The following is a 19,217-nucleotide window of genomic DNA, read 5'->3' as shown; positions in this document are numbered from 1 at the left end:
CCGGAGGCTCAACTCACTTGGCGCAGGATCAGACTGGCATTCAGCCCGCCGAAGGCGAAGGAGTTCGACATAGCCGCCCGGATCGGCATCGGACGGGCGAGAAGCGGGATCGCGTCGATATCGAGTTCCGGGTCCTGGTCCGTCAGGTTGGCCGTGGGAGGAGCCACCGAACGCGTCATCGCGAGAACGGTCGCCACCGCCTCCAGCGCGCCTGCGGCACCGAGCGCGTGGCCGGTGGTGCCCTTGGTCGACGAGACCGGCGGGACCGCCCCGGGCCCGAACACCTCTCGCAGCGCCCGGACCTCCGTGAGATCGTTCGCGCGCGTCCCGGTTCCATGCGCGTTGACGTAGGCGATGTCGCGCGCGGCCAGATCCGCGTCGGTAAGCGCGGCTCGCATCGCCCGCGCCATGCCCTCGACGGTCGGCGCCACGATGTCCCCCGCATCCGCGCCCGAGCCGAAGCCCGCCACCGCGACCGTCGGCTTGCGCCCGCGGGCCCTGGCGTGGGCCTCGCGCTCCAGCACGAGGATGCCCGCGCCCTCGCCGACGACGAGACCGTCGCGGTCGCGCGAGAAAGGCCGGCAGCCGGTCCGGCTCATGATCTTCATTCCGTTCCAGGCCAGCAGGGTGCCGCGCGAGAGCGGGGCTTCGGTGCCGCCGGTGATGGCCACGTCCACGACGCCGCTGCGCACGAGTTGCGCCGCCACACCGATCGCATGGGTCGCCGAGGCGCAAGCGCTGGCGATGACGAAGCAGGGGCCCTGCGCTCCGCAAGCGATCGAGACCCAGCTCGCCGAGGAACTGCCCATCGCCCGCACCACCGAGAACGGATGGGGACGCTTGTTCTCCACGAAGAGCCGCTCGTACTGTGCGTCGAGGCTCGTGAGGCCGCCGCCGCCGTTGCCAAGGATCACGGCGATCCGCTCGGGCGCCACCGAGCCGGGCACCAGGCCGGCATCCGCGAGCGCACGGCCCGCCGCGGAGACCGCGAGCACGGCATTGCGGTCGCAAGCGCCGGGGACCGGGATCGGAAGGCCCGAAAAATCCGTTGCCTCGTCGATCTCAGCCGCGATCACGCCTGAATCCGGCAGCGCCCGGGCCGGCGTGAAACTGGGCCGGCCTGCGGCCAGATTCGCCCAGAACGCCTCGAGGTCCAGGCCGCTTGGGGATGTCACCCCGAGACCGGAGACGACGACGGCGTTCATGCTCTCCGGGCCTTGGCAGCGAGAGCGGAACGGATCAGATCGACCACGTCACCGAAGGTCGTCTCGTCGGCCGACTTGGCGTTTGCGTTGAAATTGATCTCCACGCCAAACTGGTCTTCGATTTCGAAGATCACTTCGACAAGATCCAGAGAATCGATCTGCGCTTCGGCCATGGTCGTCGCAGCAGTCCAGTCCGCGTCCTGAGTCTTGAGATACTTGCGCACGATTTGAAAGAGACCGGCTTCGACATCGTCGCCCCCCGGCAGGGAGACCTGGACGGGAGTAACGGCTTCGACGGAAGGGATCATGGCACGGCTCCGATTTGGCTCATGCATCGATTGCCATTGTTAGACTTCTCCGATCAAGCTTTATAACAACCATTAACTCTATAACGATTTTTATAGTAAACCTCTGCAGCGCGCCTCCGATCGACAATTATACACGCCCTGGATGACTGTGAACTATTTTAAAAACTTCTCGTAACTGGCACCATACGGCGGCAGAGCTACTGAACCTCCCCCGGTTTCGCGAACACAGATTTGGCTCGCGTCCCGTTCCGCCTGCTCGCGCGTGATGCCGCCGAGAGCCGAGTGGATGCGCCACCGGTCGCAGCGACCTTCGATGCAGGCGAACAGGTCGCGTCCGGTCTCATCCCGGGTCATCGCGACGTGTTCATACCAATGGCTCTGACGGCCGACGCCTTCTGCCCCCCGGCGCCAGCGGCGACGCGCATTCACGCTTGCCGGCGGCCGAGTGCGGGAGAGCCGAAACCGCCGGCCGTCGATATCACGCCATGGCATCTCTGCTCGGCCGGGTCGGCTTCGTTTGCGCCGCAAGTCCATGGCGGGGCCGCAGATCGACGGGCCTGCCTGCAGCGCGCCGCGTCCGTTCAGGCGGCCGCGCGCGTCGGGTCTGCGGCTACTGGACCGAGGACGGGGTAGCCCTGCAGGTCCGGCTGCGCCCGCAGCGGGGTCAGCACGAGGTGCCAGTGCAGGGCGACGCGGGCCGCCTCGCTCGCGGCCCAGGTCGTCGTGTAGGCGTATCCCGGCAGGTCGAGGGGCTTGTCGTCCCGATACACCGTCCAGCGATGATAACCCGGGTTCGCCGGGCAGGCTGCGGTCTCGATCCGGTACCGGCTGGGCTGTGACATGCCGCAAGCGTCCCCATACAGCGTTTCGTCGATCTCTCGGCGACGACGCAGACACCCGAATTTCCGAGTTGAGCGGTCCGGACAATTTCGCCGGCGTCAGGTTCTGTCAATGATGCGGGGTCTGCGCTTCAGTCCATGTGAGGTATTTCCGGCCTTGATGTCTCGGAGTGTGACCGATCAAGCTGTTGCTGTTCTCGCACATGGTCGATTTTCGGCTTTTCATGCGTACGGTTTCGGACGCATCGACTGCATTGGTGTGAGGGATATCGAACAATTGCGAAGGCGGGCGGTTCTCCATGTCCATAATAAACATCAGGAGAAACGTCCGATGCGCATCACCACGCTCACCCTCGCCGCCACCCTCGCACTGTCACTGACCGGAGCCGCCTGGGCCCAGGGCGCACCGGGGGGTAACGGTTCGGGCGGCAACGTCACCGGCGGTTCAACCACCAATTCGTCGGCCGCGGAGCCCGGCAACGCACCGGCCAATGGCGGCGCGATGAAGAGCGGTGCGGGCACCACGGGTGGTGCGATGAAGAAGGACGGGGCCATGGAGAAGGAAGGCTCCATGAGCAAGGACGGCGGCGCGATGAAGAAGGCCAACTGAGCCGGCTTCGCACTCTCTGCTGCGAAGGGTCGGGCCATGCCCGGCCCTTTTTCGTGGATCGACGAGCCGTCGAGCCGGATACGCGGCGCCGGCCCTCCGCCACGCGTACTCTCCGAACGTTGCGGATCTCCCTGGCGACAACGGAGAGCTGTATCCGGCGACGCAAATAGGTGGTCCCCCCGTACCGGACGGTGCGGTGTCGGAATCCGGGATCGAAGACCCTGCGAGCCTCGCTATGCTCGTCGCCTTCTGCCGCGCCTGCGACGGCGTGGGGAGCGCCATGGCAGACGGCGACTGGACCTTGGATTCCGCGAGCGGTGACGACGCGCTGGGCGCTTCGCTCGGCGGCAATGACGACGTGGTCGCCGCGCCCCAGGGCATCACCTCCCGCCTCGGCGACAGCTTCGGGGCGCTCGTCGCCAGCATCGTCCTGATCCCGCTCGCCTGCGCCGGGCTGTTCTGGAACGAGGGCCATGCGGTCAAGGTCGCCCGCGCCCTCGACGAGGTCGGGCGGCTGGTCCACTCGGTCCCCGCCGACCGGCTCGAACCGGCCTGACGACTTCGCCGGGCTTGCAACACCGCTAAAACCCTCCATATGCCATCCACACGGATGGTTTCAGGATGGTTTCGATGAAGCAGGCAGCCACGAAGGCTGGCGACACCGAGAAGATCACGATCAATCTCGGCTACGTCGACCTCGGCCATATCGACCTCCTCGTCTCGGAGGGCGTCTACGCCAACCGCAGCGATTTCATCCGCACCGCAATCCGGAACCAGATCGATCGGCATGCCGAGATCACGCGGCAGTCGGTGGCCCGCAAGAGCGTCGAGCTCGGGTTGCGGCATTTCCGGCGGGCCGAGCTCGAAACCCTGCAGTCGGCCGGCGAGATGCTCGACATCCGGGTGCTCGGCCTCGCAGTGATCGCCCCCGACGTGCCGGCGGAGCTCGCCCGCGCCACCATCGCCTCGATCGAAGTGCTCGGCAGCTTGCAGGCGAGCCCGGCCGTCCGCGAGGCGCTGGCCGACCGAGTGCGCTGATTCCTATCGGTTTTCCCCCTTCATCGGCCGGCATGTGGTGCTTCGGGTGCCAAGCCGAGCCTTCGCAGAAAGCGTTTTCGATGACCGAACATGCCTTCAAGATGCCGAACCTCGCCGATCTGGCGGAGGCCACCCGCCTGACGCAGGCTGGACGGCTGCAGGACGCTGCGGCGTTGATCCAGCGCGGCCTCTCGGATCGGGCGCCTGCCTCCCGCGAGACACGTCGGCAACCGCAGACCATCGATCTCGTCGCGAACGAAACCGCAGCTGCCACGGCGAAAGCGTCACGCCCCGAGCCCGTGGAGTCCGACATCCATGCTGCGATCCTGCCCGGCCGCCTGCGTGAGGGACTAGCTCAGGTGTTGAAGGGCCTGCGCGGGATCGCTCCGGTTAAAGGACTGGGTGGCCTGGATTTCCCGGGGTTGCAGCCCGAAAACCGCGGTCCGGTCGATCCGCGCTTCGTCGAGCGCAACTTCTCCAACGCTGCCGGCGCGCGGGAGTACAAGCTGTTCATCCCCACCGGACAGACGGGGCCGCGCCCCCTCGTGGTGATGCTGCACGGCTGCACCCAGTCGCCGGACGACTTCGCCGCCGGCACCCGCATGAACGAGCTGGCGCAGCACGATGGGATCTACGTGGCCTATCCGCGCCAGATTCAGGGCGCCAACGCCCAGAAGTGCTGGAACTGGTTCCAGCCCAACGACCAGGGCCGCGAGCGGGGCGAAACCGGCATCATCGCCGGGCTGACCCGGGCGATCCTCGCCGAACACCCGATCGATCCGGCGCGGGTCTACATCGCTGGCCTCTCGGCCGGTGGCGCGAAGGCGGTCAACGTCGCCCGGGCCTATCCCGATCTCTTCGCTGGCGTCGGCGTCCATTCGGGGCTGGCGGCCGGCTCGGCCCGTGACCTGCCCTCGGCGCTCATGGCGATGCGGGCCGGAGCGCCGGGCTCAGAACTGCCCGGCGGAGGCTCGGGCTTCGGCACGGGGCAGGCGACGGATGCGGTGCGCGTGCCGACCATCGTGTTCCACGGCGCAAGCGACGCCACCGTAAGCCCGAAGAACGGCGACGAGGTGCTGGCCCAGGCCGGGATCGCCGCTTTATCCCCGCGCCGCGAAAGCGGCACACAGGCCGGCGGCCATCGCTATGTCCGCGCGCGCTACGCCGACGGACAGGGACGCGTGCAAGTCGAGTCCTGGCGCATGGATGGTGCAGGCCATGCCTGGTCAGGCGGCAGCAAGGCGGGGAGCTATACCGACCCGCTCGGCCCCGACGCCTCTCGCGCCATGCTCGACTTTTTCGCGGAGCACCGGCTCGGCGATCTGCGCCGCTGAACGGTCAGGACCCCGGCGCGACGGCGACGTTGTCGATGAGCCGGGTGCGACCGAGATAGGCCGCCACCAGCACGCGGGCGGGACGTTCCACCCGCGTGACGGGGCTCAGCGTCTCGGCGTCGCGCACCGCGAGATACTGCACCGGCCCGAAGCCGGCGGCCTCCAGCGTTTCGAGGCCTTCGGCCAGGAGCGGGCCGGCCTCGCCCCCCGCCGCGAGGTTCTTTGCGATACCCTCGAGAACGGCATGGAGGCGCGGCGCCACGGCTCGCTCGGCCGCGCTGAGGTAGCGGTTGCGCGAGGACAGGGCGAGGCCGTCCGCTTCCCGCAGCGTCGGCAAGCCGGCGATCGACACGGGCATGTCGAGGTCACGGGTGACGCGGCGGATGACCTGAAGCTGCTGAAAGTCTTTCTCGCCGAAGAGGGCGATGTCGGGTTGGGCCTGATTGATCAGCTTCGTCACCACCGTGGCGACGCCCGAAAAATGGCCGGGCCGAAAGTCGCCGCACAGCCCCTCGGACGGGCCGTCGAGTTCGATCCGGCTGGCAAAGCCCTCCGGGTACATCGTCTCGGCGGTCGGCACATAGGCCGCATCCGCGCCGGCCTCGGCAAGCGCCGCGAGATCGGCATCGACGTCGCGCGGATACCGCGAAAAGTCCTCCGTCGGCCCGAACTGGGTCGGGTTCACGAAGATGCTCGCCACCACCCGTCGCCCGAGGGTCTTGGCATAGGCGACGAGGGCGCGGTGGCCTTCGTGCAGCGCACCCATGGTCGGCACGAGCACGATGGTGTCGCCCCCTTCGCGCCACGCGCGGACCTGATTGCGCAGCGGAGCGACAGCTTCGAAAACGACGGGGATGGGCGTGGGCAAGGCGGCGGCTCCTGTCTTGGCCGCCGATGTAGGTGTGGCGCCCCGCCTACGCCACCGCGTCCCAGGTCTCGGTGATCGTCCTGCCCGCATGCGAGAGCCGCGCGCGCAGCACGACGTCGCCGGGGGGGAGCGAGTTCGGCGGGCGGTACTCGGCGTAGAGGCGCCAGCCCCCGGTCTGCGCCACACGCTCCGTGAAGGGATCGACGAAGGCGCCGGCGCTCGCCGAGAGGGCAACGTCGATCTGCGCGTTCGGGTCGGTGGGAAGCCCCTCGCCCGCGAAATCGATCACGTAGAGGCGGCGCTGGGGGCTCGGCGGGTTGGTCGGGCGCAGGCGCTCGGCCGAGCCGACGCGGGTCGAGACCACGCGGGCAAGCGTACCCGGCAGCAGGGCCACCGGCTCGGCGCCCACCGTGGTCAGGCCGTAGGTGAGGTCGAGGGACTGCCCGGGCACGACCTTGGCCGTGGGCACGAAGGCGGCGACGATGTTGTCGGTGTACTCCTCGCGCGAGGGAATCTCGAAGAGCTGCACCGCGCCGGATGCGAAGGCGGAGCTGCCCGCCTCCGGCTTCACCCAGAGTCCCGGACGGTCCTCGTGGCGAGCCTGGACATCCAGATAATCGGAGAAGCGCCGGTCGCGCTGGAGCAGGCCGAAACCCTGCAGCGGTTCGGTCTTGAACGCCGAGATGCCGGTGGTCTTGCGTCCGTTGACGAGGGGCCGCCAGAGCCGGTCGCCCACCGTCTCCACCACGAGGCCATCGGAATCATGCACCTGGGGACGGAAATCGTCGAAAGGCTCGGCCCCGCGGGCGCCGGCACCGTTCTCACCGTGCAGGAACATGCTGGTGAGCGGCGCGAGGCCGAGCCGCGCGATCTCGCGGCGCGGATGCAGCGAGGCGGTGACGGCGATGTGCGCGGGATCGCCCGGCGTCACCACGAAGCGGTAGGCGCCCGACAGGCTCGGCCCGTCGAGCAGCGCCAGGATCGTGATGTCTTCGGAGTTTTCGCTCGGTTCGAGGATCCGAAACGCCGTGAAGTCGGGAAACTCCTCGGTGCCCGGCCCGAAGGTGTTCACGGCGACGCCGCGCGCCGAGAGGCCATAGACCTGGCCCTTGCCGCGCAGGCGAAAATACGAGGCGCCGAGAAAGACCAGGAATTCCTCCTGCGCTCCCGGTTTGGCCGCGTCGAACCCGAAATTCAGCCGGAATCCGGCATAGCCGAGAGACGGCGGAAACGTCCGCCCCTGCAGCGCGGGGCCGAGATCGAACAGGGCGGCATCGTAGTCGAGCCGACGCGACGATCCGTCTCCGGCCTGCAGCGCGATGTCGACGCGTTTCCTCTGCAGGAAGCCGCGGTGGAAGGGCTGCAGTGAGAAGCGTGGGCCGAGCGTGACGGTCTTTTCCGGCCGGAAGACGATGCGCTGATAGGCGTCGTAGTTCAGCGCCGCGAGTTCCTGGGGCAGGTCCTCGGGTGCCGGGCGATAGGGGGCAGCGGCCGCCGCCTTGGCCCTTTCGACGAAGCTCTCATAGGTCGCGGGAATCTCCGGAAGAGGGGGAGCGGCAATCTGCGCCATCGTTCGGGCACCATTCAGGTCGAACGCACTAGGCAGGAGCGTGCCCGCTGCCGAGGCGAGCGACGTCCGCAACAATCCTCGCCGCGAGAAGCGAGCCTCCCGGGACTCGTCTGTCCGGGCCGAAGCACTCTCGGGGCGCTCACGCATCCATCTTCCCTGTCCGGGTGGGTGGTCCCGGTTTCTCATCGAGCCCTCGCGACCCGCATGTCCACCTCACCTTTGTCGCACGAAGCTCCCGGGGTCGAGGGACCGGCTCCCAACGATGCCGAGCGTCCTTCGTTCCTGCTGCGCCGCCTCGCGCTCGCCGTGCCGACGCTCGCGACCACCGCGGCGATCGCCTGGGCGGCGATCCATGCCTTCGGGGTGCCGGCCGGGGCGCTCGCCTGGAGCGTGCTCGTCCTGTTCGTGCTGGCCATGGCCTGGCAGGTGTTCACGGCGTGGCAGTACGTCTACGGCCTCGGCGCCGCGCTGATGGGCGACCGGGTGAAGTCGGCACTGGAACAGCGCTCCGAGACCATTACCCCGCACGCCACCGGCCTGACGCGCACCGCGGCTGTGGTCGCGATCCACGCCGAGGACCCGATCGCGGTGTTCGCCGCCGTCCGCGTAATGGCCCGCTCGCTTCAGCGCGCTGGCGGCGACGGCTCGGACATCGACCTGTTCGTCTTGTCCGACACTCGCGAGGGCGCGATCAGCGCGGTCGAGGAGCACGAGTTTTCGCGCATCCAGGCCTGGGCCGAGACGGAGGGCCACGGCATGCCCACCATCCGCTATCGCCGCCGCGACAAGAATTTGGGGCGCAAGGCCGGCAACATCGCCGAGTTCTGTCACAGCTACGGCGACGAATACGACTTCATGATCGTGCTCGACGCCGACAGCCTGATGACCGGCGCCACCATGCGTCGCCTCGTCCGGCTGATGGAGGAGAATGCTCGGGCCGGGCTGATCCAGACCGTCTCCTACGCCGCCGGCCGCGACACGCTGTTCGCCCGCATCCAGCAATTCGCCGTGCGGCTCTACGCACCGCTGAGTCTCCGCTGCCTCGAGACCTGGCAGGGACCGGACGGATCCTATTGGGGCCACAACGCAATCCTGCGCATCGCTGCCTTCGCCCAGAACGCCGAGCTTCCGGTGCTGTCCGGCAAGGCCCCGCTCGGCGGCGAGATCCTCTGCCACGACATCGTCGAGGGCGCCCTGCTGCGCCGGGCCGGCTGGGACGTGCATCTCCTGCCCGAGATGGGCGGCACTTGGGAGGAGATGCCGACGAACCTGATCGATCTCCTCGGCCGCGACCGCCGCTGGTGCCAGGGCAACCTGCAGCACGGACGCGTCGCGCCGATGCCCGGCTTCGGCTGGGCCAGCCGCTGGCACATGATCGTCGGCATCCTGATGTATCTCGCCTATCCGATCTGGGTCGCCTTCCTGGCGCTCGGCACGGTGCAGGCCGTGCGGTCGGGCGAACTCGGCCTCCTCGGCTACGGGCTGACTGGCAGCACGGCGGCGGCCCACATCCTCGCCGCCCTCGTCTTGACGGTGATGGCGCTACCGAAACTCCTGAGCCTTGGCTACGTGCTGGCCTCGCCCGAGCGCCGGGCGTCGTTCGGCGGCACCGCATCGCTCCTGAAAAGCGCCGCGATCGAGCAGGTCACCTGGATTCTGCTCTGGCCGGTGATGGCGCTGTTCGCCTCCGGCGCCGTGCTGACGACGCTCGCCGGCCGCGTGGTCCGCTGGGATTCCCAGGCGCGCGACGACCGCCGGGTGCCGTGGCGCGAGGCCTGTCGCCTGCAGAGCGACGGGATCGTCGTCGGTCTCGCGCTGACCGCGCTCCTCGCCTACGCCGCCGATCCGTGGCTCGCGCTCTGGATGGGGCCGGTCGCCCTGGCACTGCTCGCGAGCCCGGCCCAGAGCGTGCTGACCAGCAGCACGACCCTCGGCCTGCGCTCCAAGGCCGCCGGGCTCTTCCTCACCGAGGACGACACGCGGCAGGCTCCGGAACTCGCCGAACTGCACCACGGCCGGCTGCCGGTGCCTGCTTCGACGGCGCCGACCGGAGCCACCGCGTGGATCCCGGCCGTCGACGCGCCGTCGTCCCGGTAGAACCGACGGCTACTTGTTCAGCACGTCGATCGGGTTGGTGCGCTCCTTGGGCGAGGGCTCAGCGGTGAGCGCGCTGCCCTTGCTGCCGCCGGTGGCTGCACCCTTCGGCGCGGGGTCGCCGCCGTTGGTCTGGGCGGGCACCGTGCCGCTGGCGAGTTCGAGGCAGGTCACGGTCTCGACGTAGGACGGGAAGCCACCGGCCTCCGACTGCTTCGAGCATTGCGCCTTCGCATCCGGGCTGAACTCGCCCCAGCGCTTCGTCAGCTCGTCATGTGCCTGGCGTTCGGAGCGCAGGCAGCCGTCCTGGCTCTCCTTCTCGCTCAGGCCCACCTGGACCCGGCCGGACGAACGACAGGTCTTTTCCACGTCGAGATCCGGGGGGCCTTCGGCAAAGGCCTGCCCGGCCAGCAGGGTCAGCCCGAGGGCGGCGCACAGTCTCGGGATCGGGTGTCGCATCGTGTCGGCTCCGGTGGATTTGCCCGGACAACGCGCGGAATCCGGAAACGGCACCGCCTCTCGGTCAGCGCGCTTCGTCATGCGCCACCCGCAGCGCCTGATCGAGATCGTCGAACAGGTCGGCCGGGTCCTCGATGCCGGTTGAGAGCCGCAGGAGGTCGGACGGGCAGGGCGTGCCCGGCCCCTCCACCGAGGCGCGGTGCTCGATCAGGCTCTCGACACCGCCGAGCGAGGTGGCACGCTTCCAGAGCTTCACTGCCGCCGCGGTCTCGATCGCCGCCGCTTCTCCGCCCGTCACGCGGATCGAGAGCATGAACCCGAAGCCGTTCTCCATCTGGCGTGCAGCGATGGCGTGCCCCGGATGGTCGGCCAAGCCCGGATAGAGCACGCCGCTCACCAGCGGATGTGCGGCGAGGTGCTCGGCCAGAATGGCGGCGCCGGCGGCCTGCGCGCTGGCGCGCAGGTGCAACGTGCGCAGCGAGCGCATCAGCAGATAGGCCTCGAACGGCCCGAGGATCGCCCCCCAGCTGGCCCGGATCGCGGTGATCCGCTCCCAGAACGCGTCTGCCCGCGCGCAGGTCAGCACGCCGGCGATGACGTCGGAATGGCCGTTCAGGATCTTGGTGGCCGAATGCATCACGATGTCGGCCCCGAGTCCGAGGGGGCGGGTGTGGATCGGCGAGGCCGCGGTCGAATCGACGGCGAGCCGGGCCCCGGCCGCATGGGCGATCTCGGCGGCGGCGGCGATGTCGGTGATGGTCCAGAGCGGATTACCCGGCGTCTCGATCCAGACGAGTTTCGTTTGTCCGGGCCGGATCGCCGCCCGGATCGCGTCCGGCGTTTCCGTATCGACGAAATCGACGGAGAGCTGCAGGCGCGGCCCCTCCTGGTTCAGCCAGCGCCGCAGGCCCCAGTACATCACGCGGGGCGCGATAACGTGGTCGCCCGGCCCCAGCGCACAGAAGAGCGCCGCCGCCGCCGCCATGCCGGAGCCGAACAGCAGCGCGCCTTCGGCCTCCTCCAGCATCGCCATGACGCTCTCGGCCTCCCGCACCGTGGCGTTGTCGGCGCGGCCATACGAAAAGCCGGAGGTGTAGGCGTTGTCCGGGTCGCGCTGGAACGTGGTCGAGACGTGGATCGGCGCCACCACCGCCTTCGTCACCGGATCGATCTGCCCCATCGCTTGTGCGGCGCGCGTCCGTTTCGCGTAAGCAGCGGCCGGCTCGTCGCCCAGCTCCGCTGCATCCGGATCGGGTGGTTGCGAGTTGGAGGGCATGACGTCGCTCCGGGCGGTCTTGTGTGACGGGACTGCCTTGGGCGATGCGGGCCGCCGGTGCAACGGCCGCGACTCTTTCAGGACCACGAACACCACATGACCGACCCTTTCGCGGTGCCTGCGCGCCCCGTGCTGCCCACACTTCCCAGGATCGCAGCCACGATCCTACCCGTTGCGCTGGCCACGGCCGTCGGCTCGCTCTCGACCGGCTCGAACATCGAGGGCTGGTATACGACGATCCAGAAACCGAGTTTCAACCCGCCGAACTGGGCGTTCCCGGTCGCCTGGACCATCCTCTACACGATGATCGCGGTCTCGCTCTGGCGGCTGCTGGGGGCGCGGCCCGTGGCGGGACCGACGGGCCGCGCCTGGTGGCTGGCACTCGCCGCCTTCCTGATGCAGCTCGTCCTCAACGCCGCCTGGACGCCGGTCTTCTTTGCCGCCCACGCGATCGGCGCCGGGCTCGTCGTCTCGCTGGCGATGCTGGTGATGATTTTTTGGACGATTCGCCTGTCCTGGCGCTTCGACCGTCTCGCGGCGTGGCTGCTGGTGCCGTACGCGGCCTGGGTCTCGTTCGCGACCCTGCTCAATGCCGCGATCTGGCAGCTGAACTGAGCGGCACGCGAGCCCGACGAAAGCCGCGAACCTCAGCCCGCCTGACCCGGCACTTTCGATGTCTCCCCGACCACACCGAATGCGTCGAGGATCTTGTCGAGGGCCTGCTCGACGGCCTCGGTGCCCTCTTCGTGGGTCTTGAGGCGGGTTTCGAGCCGCTCGATCTGCGGGGCGAATTCCAGCGGTACGCCGGCCTCGTCGCCGAGGAACTCGGGCTTCGGCTCGCCGACCGTGTAGATCGAGCGGAGCTGCTGGCCGAGATGGTCCCGCACCGGCTCCGGCAATGTGGTGTCGTCGTCGCTGGTCATGGCCGCTCGTGCCTCGGATCGCTGGCGCGTCCTTCGAGCAGCTTAACGGGCGAGGTGGTAAAGCGTTGCGCCGATAGGCGCGAAAACCGTCGACCAGTCGACAATGCGGCAGGTATTCCGACATGAAAAGCCCCGGCGCGGAACGCCGGGGCTTTGTCGATCAGGCTTCGAACGCGTCGATTACAGTGAAGCGATCAATTGAGCACTTCGACGATGTGACCACGGCTGTCGACGAGCACCGGGGTGTCGTTGACCACGGTGTAGCGGGTGCCGCGGGCGACGCTGTACTCGTTCGGCACGTCGTAATAGGTCACACCGGCACTCGGCAGCGCCGAGCCGACGGCGACGCGGCCGTCATAATCGTAGGAGCGAACGTTGCGCTCGCGGACGTAGGAGCGGAAGCGCGGACGGTCCTCGACACCCAGGATGCCGCCGACGGTGCCCGTCGCAGCGCCGACGGCACCACCGACGATCGCGCCGATCGGACCAGCCGCATCGCCGCCTTCCTGCGCGCCGCGCTCGGCACCGCGGACGGTGCCCTGGGCTTGCGCGGCCATCGGCAGCGCCAGGGCGAAGGCGGAAACAGCGAGAAGGGTCTTGAGCTTCATGGCAGGCAACTCCGTTTCGAACATCCCGCTACGCAGCAAGCGGTGCGGACATGGCCCGGTAACGTCGCGACCTCGAAAAGGGATGCATCGAAAGATCGAGAAGGACGACCCTTCTTCGGGCAGTCCCCAGCCCGCAAAAGTCTTCTCGAAGGCCGTCGACCTGTAGGGAATTCCGCCGACCGACCACTCCCGGCGTGAATCTCAGGGTCGATCCCGGATCGTCATGCCCTGCGGCGACGCCATCGGGGACGTTCGCTGCGGATCACGCGTCCTTCGGCATCGCCGATTGGATGAACCGGTCCGAGCCGAGGTCTTCCTCGTCATATCCGAGAAGTTCGGCGAGGCGGCCTCGAGCACGGCTGACGCGGCTCTTCACGGTGCCGACCTTGCAGCCCATGATGGTGGCGGCTTCCTCGTAGGAGACACCTTCGGCGCCGACCAGCACGAGAGCCTCGCGCTGGTCCGGCGGCAGCTTGGCCAAGGCGGTCTGCAGGTCCTCTACGTCGAGGCGGTCGCCCTGGTGCGGGGCGGTGGCGAGACGGGCGGCGTAGGAGCCGTCCTGATCCTCGACCTCGCGCACGCGCTTGCGGTGGTCCGAATAAAAGATGTTACGCAGGATCGTGAACAGCCAGGCGTTCAGGTTCGTGCCGGGCTGAAAGCGCGCGCGGTGCTGCCAGCCCTTCATCAGCGTGTCCTGGACGAGATCGTCCGAGCGGGCCGGGTTCGAAGTCAGCGACAGCGCGAAGGCCCGGAGCGACGGTACGGCCGCGAGCAATCCGTTGCGGAACTCGGGATCGACCCGCTCGCCCTGAGCTTTCAGGGCCGCTTCGAGCTTTTCGATGAGGTCGGCAAAACGGGCGGTGACCGCATCCGACGTGCCGAGCGTCTCGTAGACGGTCCGCAACTGGTCGCCGAGATGGGTGCGGATGCTGGCCGAGAGGTTCGGACGACCCTCGGCGCTGTCCTCGGCGGAATGATCGAGGGTGGCGTCGGTCTCGTTGCGGCTCATGATGCTTTAAGCGTGCTTCGATCGGTGGGCGTCGGGCGGCTCGGTCCGTGTCTCCTGCGAGACGGGCGGAACTCTACCGCATCGCAGAGCCGAGCGCATCCCGAGGGGCGGGCTCGGCGACGAGCTTGGCCGGTCTTTCCGACTTTTTCGAGCCGGCGTTGCGCGCGGACACGCCATCTGTGACCGTCGAGGCCACCTCGATGACCGTCCGGCGGCGGAGGCGCCAGGTCGGCGGACGGTCGTTACGGGGCCGTCAGTCGCAACCGCAGGGCAGAGCGACCGCCACCGCGCGCCGGCCCGGCCTGAGCAGCCTCACGGCGCCGTCCTTGAACACCACCGTGTCGCCGCGGGCGAGCTCTGTCCAGGTTTCGTCGCGGGTGAGCGCCCGGGTCGCGATCATGGTGACGACGTCCGTCTCCTTGGTCTCCTGCGCGAAATCGACCCGCCAGTCCTCGTCGATCAGGGTCGCGGTGCCGAAGGGAGCGCAGCGGGTGAGGTAGCAAAGGCGCTTGCCGCAATGGGCGTAGAGCACCCGGCTGTCCGATAGCAGCATGTTGAAGACGCCGAGCCCGTTGAGGTCGAGGCAGAGCTCGGCGACGGCGGCGTCGAGCTGCGCCAGCCGTGGCGGTTTCGCCCAGCGTTCTTCGAGCCGGGACATGATCCAGCAGAAGGCATACTCGCTGTCGGTGGAGCCGATGGGCTCGAAGCGGCCGAGGGGGCGCTTCTTGATGCCCTTGAGTTGGCCGTTATGGGCGAAGGTCCAGCGCCGCCCCCACAGCTCCCGGCTGAAGGGGTGGGTGTTCTCGAGGCTGACCCGGCCGCGATTGGCCTTGCGAACGTGTGCCACGACGATGCGGCTCTTGATCGCATAGCGCTTGAGGAGCTTGGCGAGTTCCGATTGTGCGCTCGGATCGGGATCGTGAAACGAGCGGCAGCCGCGTCCGCCCTCGTAGAAGGTGATGCCCCAGCCGTCGGCATGCGGCCCGGTCTCGCCGCCGCGTTTCGCCAGTCCCGCGAAGGAGAAGCGGATGTCGGTGGGCACGTTCGCGCTCATGCCGAGCAGTTCGCACATAGGGACTTCTAGGGCTTGTGTTTTTCGCGGGTTGAAGCCCCGCCGGTGTAGAGCAAGGGCGTCCGGGTTGAAAAGCGCCGGGGACAACCGTCAGTGGTGCGGCGGCGCGGGTGCGGCCCCCGCGACGACGAGCCCCGGAAAAAACCGCCGCGCCAGCGGCTGCAGCCCGATCGCGAGACCCGCCACGCCGACGAACGCCAGGGTGTCGACGAGGGTGATCGTGAAGGTGCCGCGCAGGGACGGCGTCACGAACCAGGCGAGCGCCAGCATCTGCACGGCGAGGGCCAGCGCTGCGACGAGGCGGGCACGGTATTCGCCGGGTTTCAGGGTCGTGGCGGCCGCAAGGACGACCAAGGCGCCGGCGAAGACGGCGAGCGTCCGGCCCCCGGCGTTGCCGCGGGCTGCGTACCAGGCGGCGGCCTCGGTCAGGTCGGTGGGTCGCAGGATCAGGGCCTGCACGATGTGCATCGCCGCCCAGATCGCCAGGAGGATGGCGAGCGGGGTCAACCGGTCGAGCCGCCGTCGCGAGGGGCCGACATCCGGCGGGGCGACGAGGATCGCGGCGCTGAGCGCGAGGCTGCTCCAGCCTGCCATCAGCAGCAGGCCGGACAGGCTCGAGGAAAACTGCGCGGAGGCCGCCATCACCAGATCGCCCGCCATCAGCGATCCGAACAGCATGTGCAGCCCGAGGCCGAGCACGGCGCGTCCGTCGTCGATGCGGCCGGCCTTGCCCCAGGGTTCTCCGCCACGGCGGGCGAAGAGGATCGCCAGCGCGATCCACACGGTGAAGGCAATGCAGACGCGGGCGAGCACAAACGGCGTGGTGAACCAGATCGCGGCCAGGGGGCTCGGCTGCGGCGCGCCCGCCGCCCAGGGATAGAGGACCGGCAGGGCAAACAGGATCGGCAGGACGAGACAAGCGGCCACCGGCATCAGCGTGAGCAGCCAGCGCAGGGTCTCCAGCAGCGCCGTCTCCGGCTGCGGCCGCCAGGCATCGGCGCGCTCGACCATGATCGCCACCGGCAGCGCCCCCGCGGGCAGCGCGAGCAGGCAGAGCCAGGCGGGGAGGTAGGAGACCATCCCGCCCCGCCAGCCGCCGAGGAGGAAGGCCAGCGACAGGGCCGCCGCGCCGATACCGAGCCCGACGGCAGCTCGCCGCCGCGGATCGAGGGCGAAGGCGCGGGCCGTCCGCGGCAAGGCCGTCACGGCGCGCACGCGCGCGCCGGCCAGCGATCGGCGGTGAGCGTCCGAGCTCATCGCGGCACCCGGCGCATCGCCGACGGCCGCCCCGCATCCGCAGGGAGGCCTGCGAGACGCCGCGCGATGCGCTCGGCATCGTCCGTGCCGTCGCGGATCTCGGCCGTCAGGCGGAAGCGGTTCCGGGCGGAGCGCGGAAAGCCGGGTCCCTCGATGGCCATGCTACGCTGCGGCAGCCGGCTGCGCACGAGGAGCGTGACCAGGATCGCCAGCGTACCCGTCGCCAGCGCCACAGCGACGCTCGGCAGGACGAAGAACGGCCAGGACGCCTGCAGCCGCGCCCCGGTGCCGAGCGGCGACAGCCAGAGTGCCCCGGCGAGGCAGAGCGCCAGGAACCCGAACCCGCCGGCGAGCGAACTGACCAGCGCCGTGCGGCGGATCGGATGCTCCACCGGTCGCAACGCCGCGAATACGCTCGGCATCGGCACGGGGCCGCAGGCATCGAGGCGGAAACCGCGATCGCGCCCGAGCAGCGCGGCGACGGCGGCCGCCAGGGATTTCTCGCTCGCGAAGGCCGCGCCGATCCGCCGGATCGGGACATCCGTGTCGTCCGGCCCGGCCGCCACCGCGGCGGTCGCCTCGGGCGCGTTGTGGACGATGGCGAGCTGCCGGGTCTGGGCGATCGAGACGATCGGCAGGCTGCGCAGAACGAGGAGCAGCAGCGCCAGGAACAGCCCGATCGACCCCGCGAAGGTGACGACGTCCCCGATCCCGGGCACGTTCGCATCCGCCGGGAGCGGCACGGCCTCGCTCTGTAGCGAGACGACGAGGAGCATGACGTGGTCGGCATAGGTGCCGATGGCGACGAGGGCGCCGACGAGGGCGATGAGCAGGCCGGAGCGGCGGGCGCGCGGCAGCCAGAACACCTGCACCGGCAGCAGACCGCAAACGACGATCGACCAGAAGATCCAGGCGAGGTCGCCGTCTACGCCGCGTGCCACGATCCCACGGGCGACGGCGTCGCCGTGGAGCAGCGTCGAGAGCGTCTCGGCGACATGGCAGTAGAGGCTGGCGAGCCCGAGCACGAGGATCATTCGAGACAGGACGTCGAGGTGGCGCCGGGTGATGAGGCCGCCGAGGCCGTAGACGGCGCGGATAACCACGATGAGTGCGCCCGTGATCCCGACGCCCGACAGCACTGCGCCAACGAGGAGCGTGACCGGCAACAGAGTGTCGTGCCGGCCGGGCGGTGCCGAGCCCGCAAGTTCCACCGAGGCGCCGGCCTGAAGCACGATCACGAGCAGCGCGCCGAGCAATGCGATGGCGCGATAGGCCTCGATCCAGCGCTGCCATTGCACGGCCGAGCCGCGCCAGCCCACCGCAAGAAGGCTGAAGACCCGCGCCCGCAGCAGAGACGGCGGGCGTCCGGCGCCATCGGCCTCGGCCCGGGCTTGCGCCGCTTCGACCGCGCCGTCGCGCAGGGTCGCGAGGTCGGGCAGCAGCCCGACATACCAAAGGCCGGCACAGACCACGATACAGCAGGCGAGGCCCGTCGCGTCCCAGGCCGCGGGCGAACCGAACGGTGGAAGGAGACCGACGGCGCCGCGCCAGGGCAAGGCCGGATCGAGCCAGCCCGGTCGGCCGAGAGGCAGCAGAGCGTAGAACCCGGCCACGATCGCGCCGAGCAACGCGACCGTTTCCGCGATCCGAATGACGGCGCAGCGCCACTCGACGCCGGCGAGCAGCAGCACCGCGGAGACCAGCAGGCTGCCGTGGGCGATCCCGACCCACCAGTCGTAGCTGGCGATGGCGAGCGCCGAAACGACCGGCGTCGCCGCGTTCCCAGCCCAGAGATGGACGAGCGAGACGGCAAACACGACGATGAGCCCGCACGCCCCGGCGAAAGCGATCCACCAGTACACGGGGGCGGACGGAGCGAGCACGATGCCGGTCACAATCCGACCGATGCCCTCGACGGTCTCGTCGGCCGCGATGATGCGTTCGCCGTAGAGGCGCTGTTTCGGATGCTGGGCAGGGTTCGCCGACATTGCGCTCAGTCGGTCCTGCCATGCGCCGGGACAAGTCCTCCTGAGAACGGTCCCCGCGATCCCGCGGTCGCTACGCCCATCCGAGGCCCGCCGTGCCTGGGCATGACAGCGCGGAAACAGGTCCGTCGGCGCAGGTCTGCCGACGGTTCGTCATCGCGGGATCGATCTGGGGCAAGCCATCGGTTTCCGTGAGGTACGGACGGTACGTCGCCCCCCGGGCGGACCCTAGCGGTACCGGGCTCATCCAAAAAGCCGCCCAGACCGAATCTCCAACATGTCGCACGGCCCTGCCGTCCCATGCCCGCGCTTCCCTGAAATCCTGCGATCCTCTAAGCCGATCCGGACATGATGCGCATCGAACACCACCATCAAAGCCGTAGGCGGCCTGTCGATGGAGCGTGATCCGATCCTGTTCGCGTGGTCCTCTGCGCGGCGGCAGCACGCGACGGCCGTGGCGCTCGGCGTCGGCCTCGGCGCGCCGCTCGCCCTGTTCGCCCTGCTCTGCCTGCGCGACCTGATCTGCATGCTGAGCCCAGGCCAGTCCGGGCCGTTGCCGTTCCTGGCCCTTGCACTGCCGTTTCCGGGCGAGCCGGCGCGGCTCTTCCCGATCGCCTCCGGTTTCCGCTTGAGCGAGGACGGGCTCGAACTCGCGGCGCTCGTCGGCCTCGCGGCCTCGGCGCTCGCCTTCGCCGGGCTCGGCTGGCTCGTCGCCCGGGTCTGTTTTTCCGCGCAGGCCCGGGCGGCGACCCGCCTGCGCGC

At 69.2% G+C, this 19,217-nt stretch carries 19 protein-coding genes and 1 pseudogene; 7 read left to right on the top strand and 13 right to left on the bottom strand.

Annotated elements, in window-relative coordinates; genetic code table 11:
* Nucleotides 1-8: 8 nt before the first annotated feature.
* The 3 genes from FV217_RS13420 to FV217_RS13405 all read right to left on the bottom strand — a co-directional run bounded on the left by FV217_RS13420 (nucleotide 9) and on the right by FV217_RS13405 (nucleotide 2,355).
* A complete protein-coding gene (locus FV217_RS13420; RefSeq protein ID WP_147817684.1) occupies nucleotides 9-1,205 on the bottom strand; it encodes a beta-ketoacyl-[acyl-carrier-protein] synthase family protein in 1,197 nt (398 codons plus the stop codon).
* The gene (locus tag FV217_RS13415; RefSeq protein ID WP_147817683.1) at nucleotides 1,202-1,513 is read right to left on the bottom strand and encodes an acyl carrier protein; all 312 of its coding nucleotides are present in this window, start codon (nucleotides 1,511-1,513) and stop codon (nucleotides 1,202-1,204) included. Before FV217_RS13415 ends, FV217_RS13420 begins: the two co-directional genes overlap by 4 nt.
* A gap of 581 nt (nucleotides 1,514-2,094) precedes the next feature.
* Nucleotides 2,095-2,355 carry a hypothetical protein gene (locus tag FV217_RS13405; RefSeq protein WP_147817681.1) on the bottom strand — a complete coding sequence of 87 codons (261 nt, stop codon included), beginning with the start codon at nucleotides 2,353-2,355 and terminating at the stop codon, nucleotides 2,095-2,097.
* Nucleotides 2,356-2,683: 328 nt separating this feature from the next.
* Between FV217_RS13405 and FV217_RS13400 the strand changes: the two genes are divergently transcribed.
* The 4 genes from FV217_RS13400 to FV217_RS13385 all read left to right on the top strand — a co-directional run bounded on the left by FV217_RS13400 (nucleotide 2,684) and on the right by FV217_RS13385 (nucleotide 5,334).
* Nucleotides 2,684-2,962 (top strand): hypothetical protein, encoded by a 279-nt coding sequence (locus tag FV217_RS13400; protein ID WP_147817680.1) that lies wholly within the window; start codon nucleotides 2,684-2,686, stop codon nucleotides 2,960-2,962.
* A gap of 196 nt (nucleotides 2,963-3,158) precedes the next feature.
* On the top strand, nucleotides 3,159-3,518 hold the full coding sequence (locus FV217_RS13395; RefSeq protein WP_147817679.1) for a hypothetical protein: 360 nt from the start codon (nucleotides 3,159-3,161) through the stop codon (nucleotides 3,516-3,518).
* A gap of 65 nt (nucleotides 3,519-3,583) precedes the next feature.
* Complete coding sequence (locus FV217_RS13390) at nucleotides 3,584-4,000, top strand: CopG family transcriptional regulator (protein ID WP_147817678.1); 417 nt, start codon at nucleotides 3,584-3,586, stop codon at nucleotides 3,998-4,000.
* Between the two features lie 80 nt (nucleotides 4,001-4,080).
* The gene (locus FV217_RS13385) at nucleotides 4,081-5,334 is read left to right on the top strand and encodes a PHB depolymerase family esterase (protein ID WP_147817677.1); all 1,254 of its coding nucleotides are present in this window, start codon (nucleotides 4,081-4,083) and stop codon (nucleotides 5,332-5,334) included.
* A gap of 4 nt (nucleotides 5,335-5,338) precedes the next feature.
* Here FV217_RS13385 and panC read toward each other — a convergent pair whose 3' ends face one another.
* Nucleotides 5,339-6,202: a pantoate--beta-alanine ligase gene (panC, locus tag FV217_RS13380; RefSeq protein WP_246682780.1), complete on the bottom strand. Its 864-nt coding sequence runs from the start codon at nucleotides 6,200-6,202 to the stop codon at nucleotides 5,339-5,341.
* A 46-nt stretch (nucleotides 6,203-6,248) separates the two neighbouring features.
* Nucleotides 6,249-7,772: a glucan biosynthesis protein G gene (locus FV217_RS13375; RefSeq protein WP_246682779.1), complete on the bottom strand. Its 1,524-nt coding sequence runs from the start codon at nucleotides 7,770-7,772 to the stop codon at nucleotides 6,249-6,251.
* A gap of 204 nt (nucleotides 7,773-7,976) precedes the next feature.
* Between FV217_RS13375 and mdoH the strand changes: the two genes are divergently transcribed.
* Entirely contained in the window at nucleotides 7,977-9,869 is a 1,893-nt protein-coding gene (gene mdoH / locus FV217_RS13370; RefSeq protein WP_147817674.1) for a glucans biosynthesis glucosyltransferase MdoH, read from the top strand.
* Between the two features lie 9 nt (nucleotides 9,870-9,878).
* Here mdoH and FV217_RS13365 read toward each other — a convergent pair whose 3' ends face one another.
* Both FV217_RS13365 and FV217_RS13360 read right to left on the bottom strand, forming a co-directional pair.
* A complete protein-coding gene (locus FV217_RS13365) occupies nucleotides 9,879-10,325 on the bottom strand; it encodes a hypothetical protein (protein ID WP_147817673.1) in 447 nt (148 codons plus the stop codon).
* 64 nt (nucleotides 10,326-10,389) lie between these two features.
* Nucleotides 10,390-11,601 (bottom strand): aminotransferase class V-fold PLP-dependent enzyme, encoded by a 1,212-nt coding sequence (locus FV217_RS13360; protein WP_147817672.1) that lies wholly within the window; start codon nucleotides 11,599-11,601, stop codon nucleotides 10,390-10,392.
* Between the two features lie 96 nt (nucleotides 11,602-11,697).
* On the opposite strand from FV217_RS13360, the gene FV217_RS13355 reads away from it, so the two are divergent.
* Complete coding sequence (locus FV217_RS13355) at nucleotides 11,698-12,216, top strand: TspO/MBR family protein (RefSeq protein WP_147817671.1); 519 nt, start codon at nucleotides 11,698-11,700, stop codon at nucleotides 12,214-12,216.
* A gap of 32 nt (nucleotides 12,217-12,248) precedes the next feature.
* Here the strand turns inward: FV217_RS13355 and FV217_RS13350 are convergent, their stop codons facing one another.
* The 6 genes from FV217_RS13350 to FV217_RS13325 all read right to left on the bottom strand — a co-directional run bounded on the left by FV217_RS13350 (nucleotide 12,249) and on the right by FV217_RS13325 (nucleotide 18,458).
* Entirely contained in the window at nucleotides 12,249-12,524 is a 276-nt protein-coding gene (locus FV217_RS13350; RefSeq protein WP_147817670.1) for a hypothetical protein, read from the bottom strand.
* A gap of 194 nt (nucleotides 12,525-12,718) precedes the next feature.
* Nucleotides 12,719-13,132: a DUF1236 domain-containing protein gene (locus tag FV217_RS13345; RefSeq protein ID WP_147817669.1), complete on the bottom strand. Its 414-nt coding sequence runs from the start codon at nucleotides 13,130-13,132 to the stop codon at nucleotides 12,719-12,721.
* A gap of 262 nt (nucleotides 13,133-13,394) precedes the next feature.
* Complete coding sequence (locus tag FV217_RS13340) at nucleotides 13,395-14,141, bottom strand: sigma-70 family RNA polymerase sigma factor (protein WP_147817668.1); 747 nt, start codon at nucleotides 14,139-14,141, stop codon at nucleotides 13,395-13,397.
* 253 nt (nucleotides 14,142-14,394) lie between these two features.
* Nucleotides 14,395-15,213: a class II glutamine amidotransferase gene (locus FV217_RS13335; protein ID WP_147817667.1), complete on the bottom strand. Its 819-nt coding sequence runs from the start codon at nucleotides 15,211-15,213 to the stop codon at nucleotides 14,395-14,397.
* Between the two features lie 90 nt (nucleotides 15,214-15,303).
* Nucleotides 15,304-16,470, bottom strand: a complete 1,167-nt coding sequence (locus tag FV217_RS13330) for a hypothetical protein (protein ID WP_147817666.1) — start codon at nucleotides 16,468-16,470, stop codon at nucleotides 15,304-15,306.
* Nucleotides 16,467-18,458, bottom strand: a complete 1,992-nt coding sequence (locus FV217_RS13325; protein WP_147817665.1) for a quinol:electron acceptor oxidoreductase subunit ActD — start codon at nucleotides 18,456-18,458, stop codon at nucleotides 16,467-16,469. The genes FV217_RS13330 and FV217_RS13325 overlap by 4 nt, the downstream gene beginning before the upstream one ends.
* A gap of 391 nt (nucleotides 18,459-18,849) precedes the next feature.
* Between FV217_RS13325 and FV217_RS13320 the strand changes: the two are divergent.
* Nucleotides 18,850-19,217: pseudogene (locus FV217_RS13320) on the top strand (ABC transporter ATP-binding protein); the annotation flags it as partial.

This window comes from Methylobacterium sp. WL9, from assembly GCF_008040035.1.
Taxonomy (GTDB): Bacteria; Pseudomonadota; Alphaproteobacteria; order Rhizobiales; family Beijerinckiaceae; genus Methylobacterium; species Methylobacterium thuringiense.
The sequence above is the reverse complement of the archived record's forward strand: the minus strand, read 5'-3'. Positions and strand labels throughout refer to the sequence as shown.